At 35.5% G+C, this 1,178-nt stretch carries 2 protein-coding genes; both read left to right on the plus strand.

The window, feature by feature from the left end; genetic code table 11:
- Nucleotides 1-817: dockerin type I domain-containing protein (locus tag AC1DOS_RS20195; protein WP_477538920.1), on the plus strand; the 817-nt coding region annotated here is incomplete at its 5' end.
- A 149-nt stretch (nt 818-966) separates the two neighbouring features.
- Nucleotides 967-1,178: hypothetical protein (locus AC1DOS_RS20200; RefSeq protein ID WP_477538921.1), on the plus strand; the 212-nt coding region annotated here is incomplete at its 3' end.

Raw genomic sequence — 1,178 nt, forward strand, 5'->3', positions numbered from 1 at the left:
GTCTTTGCCTATTGATACACTGTTTACAGCTACCTCAACTGGGACTGGAAGCAAAATGAATACGATTAATATAAAAGCACCTGGAGATGGGTTAACTGGTGATTTGCCATTATTTGATGTTCAAGTAGATACGAACGCAAATGAATATGTAAATGTAAATAATACATTCTTTTTTGTCAATTCATCTACTTATCAAGATCTAAGTGGTAAAACGGTAAACCCATATTTCGAAATCGGTTTATTACCAAGCTATTCAGCCTATTCAACAGCTACAGCGAAAATCAATGCTCAAGGGTTATTAAATGCAAACGGCGGCTTTAATTTTGCAATTGACTACACAACCATTGGTGCACAAGCTAAACTGGAAGACTCCAACGGTCAATTGTACAATGGGGAAATTCAAAAATCTGGAGACATTGTTTTTAAAAACCTGCCAATTTCTGAACAAGTATATACGGTCATCATTGATGTCCCTGGTCATTTTACTACTTACACGCCATTAGAAGTTGGTCGAAAAGACGGGGATAAGTATATTGGCGAGAATATTGGCTACTCAACAGTAAGAGAATATGCAGGGGATATTAATAAAGATCATGTGATCGATATTCATGACGTGATTTTGCTTCAACAAAATTGGGGAACGAACAACCGTGATTGTGATCTAAACTTTGATAAAACGGTTGATGCAAAGGATTTCAAGCTACTTGAGGCTAATTATTTAAAAGAAAACAATTATATAGTAGATACCCCTACCGCTGTAAAAGAGTTCAATGGAAAAACAATGGAGTCTATTAAGCAAGCACTAGGGATCAATTAATCATTACAAGCTAATATTGATAAAGGGTAGTGCTCATTTAGAGTGCTGCCCTTTTTATTTTATCAACCAAGTAAAAAGGTGAACTTGAATTCAGTTCTGTATTATTTTATATTGATTACCTAAAACATTTTTTAAGGGGATTACCAACAATGACCTACGAAATAAAAATAGAATTTCATCCTCTATACGAATTGGTTTCGAGTATGGCTGTTTTTGCTAATCCCAAACCTGACTATGATTTAGATAAAAAATGGTTCCAAATTCTGGAGTCAAAAGTAGCTTTTTGCGACCGTTGGCCGAGAATCAATGGGATACAATCAAAGCCTATAGCCCAATTTTTATGGCAGGTTCTTCCTGGTCG

This window comes from Paenisporosarcina sp. P5_A11 (assembly GCF_056400705.1).